The following is a 13,852-nucleotide window of genomic DNA, read 5'->3' on the forward strand; positions in this document are numbered from 1 at the left end:
TGTCGAGGTCCCAAAGTGCACCGCTGGGCCTCGACGCCCGAACTATGATGGAAACCCCGACCGCCTAACCGCCTAACCGACGACGCCACGGTCACTTCCCACCCATCGATCAGACGGAGGCAACGGAAGGAGTCAGTTCACGCAGGAAGACCCGTTAGGACTCGCGGGCGGGATGAATACGTACGGCTTTGCCAGCGGCGATCCTGTCAACTTTAGCGACCCGTTTGGACTCAGTTGTCTGGTCCGGGGCAACTGTACGCAGTCAAATGGGGGGGTCGAGGAAGCCGATGCGCATGAAAGGTGGGTCAGGAGCGCTCAGGGAGTAGTCGACGATGCTGGATTCGGCGATCCTATCGCTCTGTTATCTGGAGGCGAAGAGGTAGAAGAGGGTAAGGCTGCGGTCACTGCAGTAGAAGAGGGCACCGTAGTAATCGGTGAGAACATGAAAGACCGCGTTATACCATATGCCGAAAAGATCGGAGCCAAGTATTATAACGCGGTGGGGAAGCGTGCCGAAAACTGGATGGCGAACAACAGGCGCTGGATTGAGAGAGCGATGAAGGCGGGGAAGAAGGTCGTGGACATCGGCGAGGATGCGTCGCGCACAAAGCGCAGCGACGCCTACCAGATGGAAACGCGCACCCTGCAACGCAACAACTATCCGGTGACCAAGGATCCTCAACCGCCTTCTGAACCGTAGCGGTATGTGTACTCGGACCAAATATCCCACAATGAGCATCGACTTTCGATCTACCGTTGAAAAATCGTTTGCACCTGTCACTGCAGCTCATGCGCTTCGGCTCTTGAGAGAGGACTCTGATCGCTTTGGATCGGAAGTCGTTATGGGGAACATGACCACAGCGTTGAGGTTTCGCTTGGAGCCGCGCGAAGGGCTTTTTGTTTCCCTTCTCCGCCTTCACGACTCAGGGATTCCCAGTCGCGACCTTGACGACAGGATGCGCGATCCCATCAACGGCTTTGACGTAGATGACCTAATTCAGCTGCGGGCGCCGCGGTGCGCTGTTTCTTCCAAAGCGCCTTTAGGTGACGAAGCGCTCCAGGCAGCACTACGTGGCTATGCATTTTTCCTCAGCGAGAACGGGCAGGACGTCCTTTCCGGTGACTTCTCGGTCTTTTCTGACCTGGCACGGTGCGTCGCAATGAGAATCAGACACTCTCGGCGCGAGGGTTACAGTCTAGGTCCGGACTCCCTGCGTTTCCTCGAAGCCGCTGATCTTCTTGAGGGATCAGACTAACTGCAGTCGCCGCGTTGCAGCATGCGTCAATGCTTAGCGCAGATCCGATCGAGTGAATTTTGGTGCGAGCTGTTTCTCGAAGGCCTACGCGGGAAACTGCGATCGAGAAGCTTCGGAACCATTTCAACGATATGCCGAGCGAAGCATCAAGTGTGCGCGGGACTATCTCACGGCCTACCGACGTCCGGCGAGATTCACGTAGGTGATGTCCACGTGCCACTGCTCGTGCGTGCGGAGTGGCTGCACGAAGCCCGTGCCCTTGCGCGAGGGTCGGTGGTTCCAGCGATCGAGCACGCCCGCCGCGCGCAGCACGCGATACACGGTCGCCGGGCTCACTGCCACCACATCGGCATCGAGCATCATGAACGTCAGGCGGCGATAGCCTTCCGGCGCGTGCGTGTCGTGGTAGACGAGAATCGCCTGGCGCTCCGCCGGCGTGAGCCAGTGATTGCGCGGCGTCTGCCCGTTGTGCGTGTGTTCACGCGGCCGTAGCGCTCCGCCCAGCGATAGAACTGCGTGGGCCGAATGCCTAACTGCCCGAGGACCACCGCGTGAGAGACTCGGTTCGGGCGCTGAACTGGCGCAGGAAGTCGACGGGCGTATCGCGGAGATCGGGAGGCACCCATCGCTGTCTCAGCTCTCCCCAAGTTTTTTTTTCAACGCGAGATACTCTTCCGACACCTCGGCGATGACGGCGTCCTTCTTCGCGAGCTTGGCCTCGAGCGCGGCGATCCGCGCGCGCTCCCCGGCCGCCGTCTGCGCCTCGCCCCGCCGCGTCCGGCCATCCTGGAGCGCCGCGCTCAGGTGCTCGAGCGCCTGGCGCTGCCAGAGATAGAACAGCGTGGGCTGGATGCGGTACTCGTCGCAGAGGTCCGACACCGGGATCTTGTCCACCAGATCGCGGCGCAGGATCGTCGCCTTCTCCTCCGGCGTGAACGACCGGCGACGCGCTCCATTCTCTCCAGGCTCTCGACTCACCGACTCCTCCGTGGTCGCAGTGCATGGTGTGGGGCCGGTCGGAGTCACATTTCAGCTGAGGCCGGACGTGACAATGGAACAGATAACTCGCCTAACTACTGCGGTTAGGCGAGTTCCGAGGCGTCTGCGCAGCGCGGCCTGGCCCTACCTGGCAACCTCAACTATACAATAGTAGTTCGGTGTATGTTTGGCTCTACGGCGACGGACGTTTCCAATCGGCGAATGCCGCTACCGATCGCCCCGCCGCTCGGCCGCCTCGGGATTCGCGTCGCGCTTGGCTAAAGACGCAGGCGGTTTCCCCGCCCGACAGTCCACGCACATCGCGGCCGCTCCCAAATCCACCGCCATCCGCCGCAACCACGATCCATGAAGATGTTCGGGGCACAGGATGCGCTGACACCGCGCGCACACGCCGCCCGCGCCGGGCTCGAAACGAGCGCGGCATGCGTCGCAGTCGATCGTCCACATCGACTTATGAAAGATGCGAAGCCCAAGCATTGGCTGAACGATTGATCCGTCGCCCACACGGAGACAGGGGCCCCGCCGCCGTCAGTCGACGATACATGGCGAAAGATAACCCCGCAGCGCCCGCCGCAGAGTGAACCGGGCTGCCCCGCGTACCGATGCCTAACTCTGGGCCGACGACTGCACCGCCCCGCACTCCCGGCATTGGTCCGCCCCCACGTGCCGCAGCGCCTTTCCGCACTTCACACACGGCGCACCGTATTGCGACACCACGTGATGCCACACGAGGTTCGGGTCGGACTCCGCCACGCCCGTGAACATCTCGTAGCCCACCGCGAGATGCCGGAGCTTCCGTTGGGCAGGCGTCGCATCGGCGCGCAACGGCAGCGGCGCCGGCAGCCCGCGCCGCACGCGCTCACGCTCGATTACGGCCATCCGGTTCGCCTCACCGCCGCCCGACCGATGCGACTCGACCAGCACGGCCCACTCATCATCGTCCAGCATCGGGAGGTCGCGCCGACACCGCCAACACCAGAGCGTTTTCACGAGACGTGCACTCGGAAGAGGAAACCTGCGCTGCATCGGTCCGTCATCGCATCCGCCCGCTCCCTCCTAACGCCTCACGCGCGAGTCCGCAACCGCCGGCCGCCGGCCGTCGCCTCGCCGCCGACCTCGCTGCGCCGGAAGCACCCGACCAGATGGTCGTTCACCAACCCAACGGCCTGCATGAACGAGTAGCAGATCGTCGTGCCGACGAAGTTGAAGCCGCGGCGCTTGAGATCGGCGCTCAAGGCGTCGGACATGGCGGTGCGCGGCGGCACCTCGTTCTGCCGGCGCCACTGCCCAACGATCGGCGCACCTTCGACGACGCCCCACACGTACGCGTCGAAACTGCCGGCCTCGTTCTGCACGGCCAACATCGCCCGCGCGTTGCGCACCGCGCTCTCGATCTTGAGTCGATTGCGCACGAGACCGGGATCCTCGAGCAACCGGCGCTGCCTGGCCGGCGTGAACCGCGCCACACGCTCAGCCTCGAAGCCCTCGAACGCCTCGCGATACCGGTCCCGCTTGCGCAGGATGGTCTCCCAGCTCAACCCGGCCTGCGCACCCTCGAGCACCAGGAACTCGAGCAACGTCCGGTCCTCGTGCACCGGCACGCCCCATTCGGCGTCGTGATACGCGATGCCTAACGGCGTGGCGGCCCACGCGCATCGCGTCCGCTCGGTCATGGCGCGTTGCGGGGGCCGGCACGCATGGCGCGCCAGGCCGAGCGCACCAGGAAACCGCCCACGATCACGGCCGCGGCCGCGATGATGGCGGTCATGCGACAGCGCGTACAGGTCCCGCCGCCGATCTGTGCGACCAGGATGCAGATGCCGGCGACGATGAGCACCATGCCTAACGCACCGCCGAACACGCGCAGCGCGTGCGCTGTCGGATGCGGGTCGCCGCGCGGCTCAACAGGCATCGCGCCGCCGCGTCATCGTGTCGCGACCACGCCGATCAGTCCGCCGAGCGCGGCGCCGATCCAGAACACACCCTGCTTGTACCAGGGCACCACCGGCCGCTCGATGAGTGCCACGTGGTCGGTGGTCACGCGCGTCGTCTGCCCGGTGATGAGCGCCGTAGCCTCGCCGCTGTCCACGCGCACCACCTGGAATCGGGCCACCATCGAATCGTGGTCCCGCGGGTCGACGGCAATGCCGCGCGTGCCGCGCTTCACCCAGCCGGCGCTGTCGGTCGGGATCGTGATGGTGCTGTCGGTGGCGGTCACGATCTCGAAGCGATACGCGCCGCGCTGCGCCTGGGCGGGCCGGGCGATGCCTAACGCAGCGGCGAGAAGCGCGATGGTCAGCGCCCGCATCCTAGAGGCCGAGGAGATTTTTCACCAGCCGCGTGATGTCGTTGTACATGACGATCACGAACAGGAGCGCGATCACCGCCAACCCGAACCGCATGAGATATTCGCGCGTCCGCAGACTCAGCGCACTCCCCTTCACCGCTTCGGCTACGTTCACGAGAATCTGGCCCCCGTCCAGGATCGGCACCGGCAAGAGATTGAACACCGCGAGGTTGATGCTGATGATCGCGATCAGCCGGAGCACCATCGCCCAACCGGCCTGTGCAGCGACGTAGCTCGCGTGCCCGATCTCCACCGGTCCGCTGAGCGAGCGCACCGACAACGTCCCGTTGAGCAGCCGCCGCAGCGCCGTGACCACCGAGCCGGCGATGCCCCACGTCTCTTGCCAACCGGAGCCGAGCGCCTGCCCAACGGAAATCGGCAGATGCTCGATGTCCGACCGCTGGTAGGCACCGATGATCCCGGTCGGCGGACCGCCATCCTCCGCGGGCACCGAGTCCGGTCGCACCGTGATCGTCTTCCTCGCGCCCTGCCGGATCACAACGAACTCGACTTTCTTCCCCGGCGACTGCTGCACGTGCGACGTCATCTCGTACCACGTGTGCACCGTATCGCCCGCCACGGTGACCACGCTGTCGCCGGCCGCGAGCCCGCCGCGCGCCGCGGGCATGCCGCCCACGACCTTCCCGATCACCGGCGCCAGATAGGGCACGATGGCTGACGCCACCGAATCGCGTGTCGCGCTGTTCGGCGCGCCGACCGGAATCGAAACCGTGCCGCGATTGGTGGTGAGCGTAACCGTCGGCCCCGTGGCCGAGTCGAAGCGCCGATCGATGTCGTTCCAGGATGACACGGTCCGTCCATCGATCGCACGCACCGTGTCGCCGGCATGCAGCTGGGAGAGCGACGGTGCCGATGCCACCTCGCGCACGTCACCAATCACGTGCGTCCGTAGCAGAGGAATGCCCTCGCTGTACGCCATGGCGCAGTAGATCACAAACGCCAGCAGCATGTTCATCGTCACGCCGGCGAGCATGATGACGAGACGCGCCGGGAGCGTCTTCGACTCGAACAGCCGGTTCTCGGGAATCGGCTTGGGACCGAACGGCGCCATCGCCTCCGGGTCGTACCAGCGCGGCAGCGCCTCGCCCTCCGTCGGACTCTCGGGCGCCGGGTGCTCCGTCCCGCCCTCGAGAATCGCCATCGACGAGTCGTCCCGCGACGCCATCCGCACGTAGCCGCCTAACGGTACCGACGCGAGCACGTATTCCGTCTCGCCCCACTTGCGGCTCCAGATCGCCGGTCCGAACCCGATCGAGAAGCGCGGCGCGTACACGCCGGTCGCCTTGGCGGCCAGGAAATGCCCCAGCTCGTGCACGAAGATCACGACGCCGAAGACGAAGATGATCGCGAGCCAGGGCAGGATGCCGCTCAGCACGGGAACATCTCCCGCACGTGCGTGCGCGCCGCGAGGTCGGCGGCGACGAGGGCGTCGCGCGTGTCGCCGGCCGCTCCGCCCAACGCGTCGAGCGCCGAGGCGATGGCGCGCGGCACGTCGCCGAAGGCGATGCGGCCGTCCAGGAACAACGCCACCGCCTGCTCGTTGGCGGCGTTGAACACGGCCGGCGCGGCGCCGTCGCGGCGGCCCGCCGCCAGGCCTAACTGCAACGCCGGAAAGTCCGCCGCCCGCACGCGCTCGAACGTCAACGGCGACAGCTCCACCGGGTCGAACGGCGGCACGCCCGTGTCCGTTAGGCGCGCGGGATGCGTGAGCGCGTACAGCACCGGCAGCTCCATGCTCGGCACGCCGACCTGCGCCAGCACGCTGCCATCGACGAACTCGACGAACGAATGCACGACGCTCTGTGGATGCACGACCACCTCGATCTGATCGTACTCGAGCCCGAACAGGAAGTGTGCCTCGATCACCTCGAGCGCCTTGTTCGCCAACGTCGCGCTGTCGATCGTGATCTTGCGACCCATCCGCCAGGTTGGATGCTGCAGCGCATCGGCCACCGTCGCCCGCGCCACCCGTTCACCGGGCCACGCGCGGAACGGACCGCCCGATGCCGTAATGATGAGACGGCGAACGTCGCCTGCGTCCCGACCTGCCAAGCACTGCAAGATCGCGCTGTGCTCGCTGTCCACCGGCACCACCTCGCCGCCGCCCCGGCGGCAGGCCTCCTGCACTAACGAGCCGGCCATGACCAGGGTTTCTTTGTTGGCCAGCGCCACGCGCTTGCCTGCGCTCACCGCGGCCAATGTCGCATCCAGGCCGGCCGCGCCGACCACCGCGTTGATCACGATGTCGACGTCGCTCCGCTGCGCGGCCGTCACCAGGCAGTCGGCGCCGCACGCCCACTCGCTCTCGGGATCCACACCGTTGCAGACCAGCCCGACGAACGTCGGCCCGAACAACGCGACCTGCTCACGCAGCAGCGCGGCATTGCGGAAGGCCGTCAGGGCGCGCACGCGAAACCGCTCGGGATGACGCTGCAGCACACGCAGCGCCGTCGTCCCGATGGAACCGGTCGACCCCAAAATGGCGACGCCGAGCGGACCGGCTGCGGCAGTCATTGGATGGCGGGGAGCAGCACGTGCGGAAACGTGAACACAAGGTACGCGACGGGCAGCGCGAAGAGCAGGCCGTCGATCCGATCCAACACGCCGCCGTGGCCGGGGATCAGGTGCGAGCTGTCCTTCATGCCCGCTTCCCGTTTGATGAGCGACTCGGCGAGGTCGCCCAAGTGGACGGCCACGCTGATCACGATGCCGAACAGAACCGCGATCGATGGCCGCATGGCGAGCAGGGCGCCGTTAGGCAGCGCCCATTTCGCGTACGCCCAGCTCGCCACCGCGCACACCACCAAGGCGCCGAGCGCGCCTTCCACGGTTTTGCCCGGGCTCACCGATGCAATCAACTTGTGCCGTCCCATCGACCGCCCGACGACGAACCCCGCCGTGTCCGAGATCCAGGTGAGCACGAGCGGATAGACGAGCAGCACCGCGCCGGCCTCGCGGCCCACCGCGTAGTTGTGATAGCGCAGCCCGTAGGCGAAGCTCAGAAAGCCCGCGCCGTACACGAGGCCGAACATGGTGACGGCCGCCGCCCCGATGGGCCGGCCGCCCGGTCCGCGCGCGAAGATCGCGAGCGCGAACACCGCCAGCGTGATCACCGCGCCTAACGTGAGCACGGGAGGCGTGAACCGCCCGACGTGGTAGCCGAACACGCCGATGGGCAGCATGAACGCGAGCGGAACACCCACCACCTCCATCGGTTCGTACGACCCGGCGCGCGCCACCTGATAGTACTCGGCGGTGGCCAGGGCGCCGGCCACGGCGAGGAGCGATGCGAGCACGAATCCGCCGGCCCAGATGATCGCGAGCACCACGGGGATGGCGACGACCGCGAACACCACGCGGGCCGTCAGATTCGAGACCGCCACGTTCTGTCAGGCCGTGACGCGGCCGAATCGCCGGTCCCGGTTCTGGTACGCCATGATCGCTTCGTACAGGTGGCGCCGCGAGAAGTCAGGCCACAACACCGGCGACATGTACAGCTCCGCGTACGCGCACTGCCACAGGAGAAAGTTCGAAATCCGCTGTTCGCCCGACGTGCGGATGAGCAGGTCGGGATCCGGACAGTCGCTCGTGTACAGGCGGCTGCGCAGCGCCTCTTCGTCCACCGCCTCGAGGTCGAGCCGTCCGTCGCGCACGTCGCGTGCAATGAGCTTGGCGGCGCGCACGAGCTCGGCCCGGCTGCCGTACGAGATGAAGAGATTGAGCGTGAGGCGCGAGTTCTCCGCCGTCAACGCCACGAGTTGTTCGGCGGCGCTGGCCGCGCTCGGCGTTAGGCGGGAGAGGTCGCCCAACACGCGGACGCGCACGCCCTGCTCGTTCAGTTCCCGGGCTTCGCGGGCGATGTATTCCTGGAGCAGCGACATCAGCGCCTTGATCTCGGCCGGCGGGCGCTGCCAGTTCTCCTGCGAGAACGCGAACAGCGACAGCACCTCGACGCCCGCCGCCAGCGAGCCCTCGACCACCGCCCGCACCGATTTCATCCCCGACCTGTGGCCTAACGGACGCGGCAGGTTGCGCTCGCGCGCCCACCGCCCGTTGCCGTCCATGATGATCGCGACGTGCCGCGGCACCTGGCCGTTCACGCGGATCTGCGCCAGCAGATCGTCCGCTTTCATTGCGCCCGCGCGCCCAGCGATGCCACGGCCGTCAGACCTCCATGATCTCGGCTTCTTTCACCTTGAGCAGTTCTTCCAGCTTCGCCATGTGATCGTCGTGCAGCTTCTGGAGATCCTTGTCCGCGTGCTTCTTGTCGTCCTCCGACACGCCGTCGAGCTTCTTCGTCTGCTCGCGTGCGTGCGTGCGCGCGTGCCGGATTGCGATGCGCCCTTCTTCGGCGAGCTTGTGCACGACCTTCACCAGCTCCTTGCGCCGCTCCTCGTTGAGCGCCGGCAACGGCACGCGAATCACGCCGGTCTGCGTCGCCGGATTCAAGCCGAGGTCCGAGTCTCTGATCGCCTTCTCGATGGCCGACGTCAGACCTTTGTCCCACGGTGTCACCGTGAGCAACCGTGGTTCGGGCGCCGACACGTTGGCCACCTGCGTGATCGGCATCTGTTGTCCGTACGCTTCCACGCGCACGGTGTCGAGCAACGACACGGTCGCCTTGCCGCTGCGGATGGACCCGAACTCGCGCTTCGAGTTCTCGAGCACCTTGTCCATGCCCGCGCGCGTGTCTTTCAGAATTTGCGCAATGGAGCTCATTGGACGATGGTCCCGACGCGCGCGCCGCACACTGCATCCGCGACGGCGCCCCGGCGTTGAATGTTGAGCACGATGAGCGGCAGATGGTTCTCCGAGCACAGCGTGATCGCGGTCTGATCCATCACGCCCAGATTCTGGACGATGACATCGCGATAACTCAGCTTCTCGTACAGCGTCGCTGCGCGGTCCTTCTTCGGATCGGCCGTGTAGATGCCATCGACGCTCGTTGCTTTGATGATGACGTCGGCCTTCATCTGAATGGCGCGCAGCGCCGCGGCGGTGTCAGTGGAAAAATACGGGTTGCCCGTGCCGCCCGCAAAGATGACGGTCCTGCCCTTCTCGAAGTGGCGCAGCGCGCGCCGACGGATGTACGGCTCGGCAACTTCTTCCATGCGAATCGCCGTCATCACGCGCGTCACCACGCTTTTCTTCTCGAGCACATCCTGCATCGCGAGCGCGTTGATCACGGTGCCGAGCATACCCATGTAGTCGGCGCCGACCCGATCCATACCCATCTTCGAGAGCTGCGCCCCGCGGACGATGTTGCCGCCGCCGATCACGAGTCCGACGTTCACGCCCATGGCAACGACGGCTTTGACTTCGTCCGCCAACCGGTCGAGCACATCGAAATCGAATCCGATGCCCCGCTCTCCGGCGAGTGCTTCACCGGAGAGCTTGAGCAGGATTTTGGAGTAGCACGGTTTCGCGGTCGTCACCGCGTGCTACTCCTGGCCCATCTGGAAGCGCGCAAAGCGGCGCACGACGATGTTTTCGCCCATCTTCGCCGACACCTCCTTCACGAGATCGCCGATCGTCTTCTTCGGATCGCGGATCCACTCCTGCGACATGAGAACGACCTGCTTGTAGTACGCCTCGACCTTGCCATCCACGATCTTGCCGATCAAGTGCTCGGGCTTGCCGCTCTCGCGCACCTGCTGCTCGTAGATCCGTCGCTCTTTCTCGATCGCTTGGGCCGGAACACCGCTCTTGTCCACAGAGACCGGTGCGGCACTGGCGATGTGCAGCGCGATCTCTTTCACGAGCTCCTTAAACTCAGGATTTCGCGCGACGAAGTCGGTCTCGCAATTCACTTCGACGAGTACGCCGACCTTGCCGTTGTGGTGGATGTAGCTGCCGATCTGTCCTTCCGTCGCGGCGCGTCCGGCGCGCTTTTCGGCTTTTGCGATGCCCTTGGCGCGCAAGAATTCGGCGGCCTTGTCCATGTTGCCGGCGTTTTCCTCGAGGGCTTTCTTGCAATCCATCATGCCCGCACCGGTGCGCTGGCGGAGCTCCTGGACGTCCTTGGCCGTGAATGAAGTCGTGGTCATGAGTCAGTTCCTTCGAGCAAGTGATTCGCTGTCGTAAAAACGCCGCCGGCACCGGGCCGGCGGCGTATGAATTCTATCACGCCGTCTATCGACAGCGTTGGCCGAGTGGCCGGCTCGTCACTCGGGTTGCTCCTCGGCGCTCTCGCCGGCTTCTTCGGGCGCCTCTGCGGCTTCGCCCGGTGCTTCCTCGCCGCCAGTCTTGAGTCGGGCGGCAATTGCCTCAGGCTTGGCCCGGCGACGACGCGTGCGACGGCGGCGGCGGCGCTCGCCTTCATCGGCGGGCTCGGATCCGCGATCGCTGCTGTACGTGGTCATGCCGCCTTCGGTCTCCTCTTCTGCCTCCTGGCGTTTGGGCGCTTCGCGCCGGGCTTCGGCGATGGAATCGGCGACGGCCTGGGTGATGAGCTCGACCGAGCGAATTGCGTCGTCGTTGCCGGCGATGGGCACGGAGATGAGATCGGGATCGGCGTTGGTATCGACGATCGCGATGAGCGGAATGCCGAGTTTGTTCGCTTCGGTGACCGCGATGCGCTCTTTCTTGGAATCGATCACGAAGATGAGACCGGGCAGGCGCTTCATTTTCTTGATGCCCGCCAGGTATTTGTTCAGCTTGTCGCGCTCACGAGACATCATGAGCTGCTCTTTCTTCGTGTAGTCCTGGAACGCGCCGCCTTCTTCGGTGCCGGCTTCGAGGTCTTCGAGGCGCTTGATCTGGCGCTTCACCGTCTGGAAATTGGTGAGCAGTCCGCCTAACCAGCGTTCGGTGACGTACATCGCGCCGCAGCGCTCGGCCTCGCTCTGCACGATGGCCTTGAGCTGGCGCTTGGTGCAGACGAACAGGACGTTCTCGCCGCGCATGATGACATCGCGGGCGAGTTTCTGCGCGAGCTCGAGCTGGCGCAGCGTCTTCTGGAGGTCGATGATGTGGATCCCGTTCCGCTCGGCGAAGATGAAACGGCGCATCTTCGGATTCCAGCGGCGGGTTTGGTGTCCGAAGTGGACACCGGCTTCGAGGAGCTGCTCGAGATTCGGTTGTGTCATTCCCCTGTCCTGTTTGGTTGTGTCCACCGCGTCCGTCGTTGCCAGCGCACCACCGGGAGACCCGGCACCAGTGCCCGACTCGGGGCGCGTGAGAGATACCGGCCGCCCAACGGGGCAGCCGGTTGCCTAACAACTACCGCTTGCTGAACTGGAACCGCTTTCTCGCCTTCGGGCGGCCCGGCTTCTTGCGCTCCACGGCGCGCGCGTCGCGCGTGAGGAGTCCCAGGTCGCGGAGCTTCCGACGGTGCGCTTCATCCACTTTGACGAGGGCGCGGGCGACGGCGAGGCGCAGCGCGCCGGCCTGTCCGCTCTGTCCGCCGCCCTGCAAGCTGGCCTTCACATCGAAGCGGCCGAGCGTGTCGGTGGCGGTGAACGCCTGCTGAATGGACGACACGAGGGTCGCACGCGGGAAGTAGTCGCCCAACGTGCGGCCGTTGACGTCCCACTTGCCCGATCCCGGCTGCACGTAGACGCGGCAGACGCTTTCCTTGCGGCGTCCGATGGTGTGAATGGTGCCCTCGGCCATCACTCGGTCTCGCTCTTGAGGTTGAGCACGACCGGCTGTTGGGCGGCGTGCGGGTGTTGCGCATCGGGGTACACGCGCAGCTTGAGCCGGAGCTTCTGGCGGCCCAACGCATTTTTAGGCAGCATGCCGAACACGGCTTTCTCGACGACGCGCTCGGGGTGTTTGGCGAGCATGGCGGCGAAGGGCGTATAGCGTTCGTGGCCCATGTAGCCGGTGTGCCGGAAGTAGCGTTTCTGCTCGGCTTTGCGGCCGGTGACGCGCACCTTGGATGCGTTGATCACGATGACATTGTCGCCGGTGTCCATGTGCGGCGTGAACATCGGCTTGTGCTTGCCGCGGATGATTTTCGCGACTTCGGACGCCAGGCGTCCGAGCACGAGTCCGTCGGCGTCGACGACGAACCAGCGGTGCTCGATGTCGGACGGAGTTGCGGAGTACGTTTTCATGCGTGTCGGAATTGAGTGCGCCAGTCTGGGAAATACAGACTCGTAAGCTACGCAAGCACTTACGCTTTGTCAACGTAAAGCGGACCGAAGAACCGGGTCTGGCCGAGTGAGAGAAAGACTCGCGCGCGTGGTGGGCTTCCTCGCTTCTTGAAAGACGGATTAGACGGATAACAGCTCGGATTTAACGGATCGCTCGGCTGCGGGGGAGAAATCATCGCTCGACGTCAATAACAACAGAGTTTTTTTGTTTACAAGCAGCGGCTTGACGGCAGGCGAGACGAACCCGCTCCCGCAGCCGAGCGATCCGTTAAATCCGAGCTGTTATCCGTCTAATCCGTCTTTAAGAGCGAGGAAGCCAACCACGCGGGCGGGCGGGGCGGGCCCGTCTCTCAATGATCACGGACGCGATGCGCTCTAACTCAGCGCCCGGGGAAGCAACTCGAAGCGACGGCCACGTGGTGGGCGGTACGCGCGGAATCCGCGGCGGTCGGTGGTGAAGGCCGTGGTGATCAGCAACGCCTCGGCGAGCGCGACGAGGCAGGCGTCGGCGAAATCCATGGGCGTTCGCCGGTATTGCCGCATGAGCGACGACGCGCGCCGGTGGCCGCCGGTCTCGAGGCCGACGATCGGGATGCCGGCGGCCAGGAGGAAGTCCAACGGCGCATGCGGCGGCCCACCGCCCCGTGCGACCAGATGGCAGGCCTCGGTGACCACGGCTTCGACCGTTAGGCAACGCCGGATGACGGCGGGCAGCCCGGCCGCGCACTCGGCGTGCCATTGATCGCGACGGTCCAGCACCGCGACGAGCGGGCCCGTGTCCAACAGCACATCGCGTTCGACCGGACTCACGCGCGGACGGCTACGGGCGCCAATTGTGGCGGCGTACGCGGGCGGCGATCTCGTTGCGTTCGATCGACTGCGGGTCGAGGGCCAGCGAGCCAATGAGTGCCGACACGGCCTGCAATGGAGCCGCCGGGTCCGATTCGGCGGGCGCCGCAAGATAGGCCGCAAGCGCTTCGCGAACGACCTGGGCCTTGGGCACGCCGAGGGCTCGCGCACGACGGTCGATGTCGCGGAGCAGCTCGTGGGGCAGGCGCAGGGTCAACTGTTCGTCTCTCATGCAGTGCAATGTATTGCAAATGAACTGCAAGGGCAATACGCGTCGCCGC

General features: G+C 65.4%; 18 protein-coding genes and 1 pseudogene. 1 reads left to right on the forward strand and 18 read right to left on the reverse strand.

Annotation, left to right across the window (positions count from 1 at the left end; genetic code table 11):
* Positions 1-145: 145 nt before the first annotated feature.
* Positions 146-700 (forward strand): annotated as a pseudogene (locus VFW04_11265) (hypothetical protein).
* A 730-nt stretch (positions 701-1,430) separates the two neighbouring features.
* Here VFW04_11265 and VFW04_11270 read toward each other — a convergent pair.
* The 18 genes from VFW04_11270 to VFW04_11355 all read right to left on the reverse strand — a co-directional run bounded on the left by VFW04_11270 (position 1,431) and on the right by VFW04_11355 (position 13,803).
* On the reverse strand, positions 1,431-1,619 hold the full coding sequence (locus VFW04_11270) for a hypothetical protein (GenBank protein HEX5179904.1): 189 nt from the start codon (positions 1,617-1,619) through the stop codon (positions 1,431-1,433).
* A gap of 270 nt (positions 1,620-1,889) precedes the next feature.
* The gene (locus VFW04_11275; GenBank protein ID HEX5179905.1) at positions 1,890-2,234 is read right to left on the reverse strand and encodes a transposase; all 345 of its coding nucleotides are present in this window, start codon (positions 2,232-2,234) and stop codon (positions 1,890-1,892) included.
* Positions 2,235-2,861: 627 nt separating this feature from the next.
* Positions 2,862-3,203, reverse strand: coding sequence for a hypothetical protein (locus VFW04_11280; protein HEX5179906.1), 342 nt, complete (start codon positions 3,201-3,203; stop codon positions 2,862-2,864).
* 116 nt (positions 3,204-3,319) lie between these two features.
* Entirely contained in the window at positions 3,320-3,928 is a 609-nt protein-coding gene (locus tag VFW04_11285) for a DNA-3-methyladenine glycosylase I (protein ID HEX5179907.1), read from the reverse strand.
* Positions 3,925-4,167, reverse strand: a complete 243-nt coding sequence (locus VFW04_11290) for a hypothetical protein (protein ID HEX5179908.1) — start codon at positions 4,165-4,167, stop codon at positions 3,925-3,927. Before VFW04_11290 ends, VFW04_11285 begins: the two co-directional genes overlap by 4 nt.
* 12 nt (positions 4,168-4,179) lie before the next feature.
* Complete coding sequence (locus VFW04_11295) at positions 4,180-4,563, reverse strand: hypothetical protein (GenBank protein ID HEX5179909.1); 384 nt, start codon at positions 4,561-4,563, stop codon at positions 4,180-4,182.
* Between the two features lies 1 nt (position 4,564).
* Positions 4,565-5,998, reverse strand: a complete 1,434-nt coding sequence (gene rseP / locus VFW04_11300; GenBank protein ID HEX5179910.1) for an RIP metalloprotease RseP — start codon at positions 5,996-5,998, stop codon at positions 4,565-4,567.
* Positions 5,992-7,137 (reverse strand): 1-deoxy-D-xylulose-5-phosphate reductoisomerase, encoded by a 1,146-nt coding sequence (gene dxr / locus VFW04_11305; GenBank protein HEX5179911.1) that lies wholly within the window; start codon positions 7,135-7,137, stop codon positions 5,992-5,994. The genes rseP and dxr overlap by 7 nt, the downstream gene beginning before the upstream one ends.
* Positions 7,134-8,006 (reverse strand): phosphatidate cytidylyltransferase, encoded by an 873-nt coding sequence (locus VFW04_11310; protein ID HEX5179912.1) that lies wholly within the window; start codon positions 8,004-8,006, stop codon positions 7,134-7,136. Before VFW04_11310 ends, dxr begins: the two co-directional genes overlap by 4 nt.
* Positions 8,007-8,012: 6 nt before the next feature.
* Positions 8,013-8,756, reverse strand: a complete 744-nt coding sequence (locus VFW04_11315) for an isoprenyl transferase (protein HEX5179913.1) — start codon at positions 8,754-8,756, stop codon at positions 8,013-8,015.
* 31 nt (positions 8,757-8,787) lie between these two features.
* On the reverse strand, positions 8,788-9,342 hold the full coding sequence (frr, locus tag VFW04_11320) for a ribosome recycling factor (protein ID HEX5179914.1): 555 nt from the start codon (positions 9,340-9,342) through the stop codon (positions 8,788-8,790).
* Positions 9,339-10,058, reverse strand: coding sequence for a UMP kinase (gene pyrH / locus VFW04_11325; GenBank protein HEX5179915.1), 720 nt, complete (start codon positions 10,056-10,058; stop codon positions 9,339-9,341). The genes frr and pyrH overlap by 4 nt, the downstream gene beginning before the upstream one ends.
* 6 nt (positions 10,059-10,064) lie before the next feature.
* Positions 10,065-10,670: a translation elongation factor Ts gene (gene tsf / locus VFW04_11330; GenBank protein ID HEX5179916.1), complete on the reverse strand. Its 606-nt coding sequence runs from the start codon at positions 10,668-10,670 to the stop codon at positions 10,065-10,067.
* 117 nt (positions 10,671-10,787) lie between these two features.
* Entirely contained in the window at positions 10,788-11,711 is a 924-nt protein-coding gene (gene rpsB / locus VFW04_11335) for a 30S ribosomal protein S2 (protein HEX5179917.1), read from the reverse strand.
* 133 nt (positions 11,712-11,844) lie between these two features.
* Positions 11,845-12,237 carry a 30S ribosomal protein S9 gene (gene rpsI / locus VFW04_11340; protein ID HEX5179918.1) on the reverse strand — a complete coding sequence of 131 codons (393 nt, stop codon included), beginning with the start codon at positions 12,235-12,237 and terminating at the stop codon, positions 11,845-11,847.
* A complete protein-coding gene (gene rplM, locus VFW04_11345; GenBank protein HEX5179919.1) occupies positions 12,237-12,683 on the reverse strand; it encodes a 50S ribosomal protein L13 in 447 nt (148 codons plus the stop codon). The genes rpsI and rplM overlap by 1 nt, the downstream gene beginning before the upstream one ends.
* A gap of 414 nt (positions 12,684-13,097) precedes the next feature.
* Complete coding sequence (locus VFW04_11350; GenBank protein HEX5179920.1) at positions 13,098-13,532, reverse strand: PIN domain-containing protein; 435 nt, start codon at positions 13,530-13,532, stop codon at positions 13,098-13,100.
* Between the two features lie 10 nt (positions 13,533-13,542).
* Positions 13,543-13,803 (reverse strand): ribbon-helix-helix protein, CopG family, encoded by a 261-nt coding sequence (locus VFW04_11355; protein ID HEX5179921.1) that lies wholly within the window; start codon positions 13,801-13,803, stop codon positions 13,543-13,545.
* Positions 13,804-13,852 lie beyond the last annotated feature (49 nt).

This window comes from Gemmatimonadaceae bacterium, from assembly GCA_036273715.1.
GTDB lineage: Bacteria > Gemmatimonadota > Gemmatimonadetes > Gemmatimonadales > Gemmatimonadaceae > JADGGM01.

Bases quoted from the DNA above. Each gene is read 5' to 3' on its own strand.
- VFW04_11270 (HEX5179904.1), bottom strand. From the start codon at position 1,619: ATGATGCTCGATGCCGATGTGGTGGCAGTGAGCCCGGCGACCGTGTAT.
- VFW04_11285 (HEX5179907.1), bottom strand. From the start codon at position 3,928: ATGACCGAGCGGACGCGATGCGCGTGGGCCGCCACGCCGTTAGGCATC.
- rplM (HEX5179919.1), bottom strand. From the start codon at position 12,683: ATGAAAACGTACTCCGCAACTCCGTCCGACATCGAGCACCGCTGGTTC.
- rpsI (HEX5179918.1), bottom strand. From the start codon at position 12,237: ATGGCCGAGGGCACCATTCACACCATCGGACGCCGCAAGGAAAGCGTC.
- rpsB (HEX5179917.1), bottom strand. From the start codon at position 11,711: ATGACACAACCGAATCTCGAGCAGCTCCTCGAAGCCGGTGTCCACTTC.
- VFW04_11355 (HEX5179921.1), bottom strand. From the start codon at position 13,803: ATGAGAGACGAACAGTTGACCCTGCGCCTGCCCCACGAGCTGCTCCGC.
- tsf (HEX5179916.1), bottom strand. From the start codon at position 10,670: ATGACCACGACTTCATTCACGGCCAAGGACGTCCAGGAGCTCCGCCAG.
- frr (HEX5179914.1), bottom strand. From the start codon at position 9,342: ATGAGCTCCATTGCGCAAATTCTGAAAGACACGCGCGCGGGCATGGAC.
- VFW04_11290 (HEX5179908.1), bottom strand. From the start codon at position 4,167: ATGCCTGTTGAGCCGCGCGGCGACCCGCATCCGACAGCGCACGCGCTG.
- dxr (HEX5179911.1), bottom strand. From the start codon at position 7,137: ATGACTGCCGCAGCCGGTCCGCTCGGCGTCGCCATTTTGGGGTCGACC.
- VFW04_11280 (HEX5179906.1), bottom strand. From the start codon at position 3,203: ATGCTGGACGATGATGAGTGGGCCGTGCTGGTCGAGTCGCATCGGTCG.
- VFW04_11315 (HEX5179913.1), bottom strand. From the start codon at position 8,756: ATGAAAGCGGACGATCTGCTGGCGCAGATCCGCGTGAACGGCCAGGTG.
- VFW04_11295 (HEX5179909.1), bottom strand. From the start codon at position 4,563: ATGCGGGCGCTGACCATCGCGCTTCTCGCCGCTGCGTTAGGCATCGCC.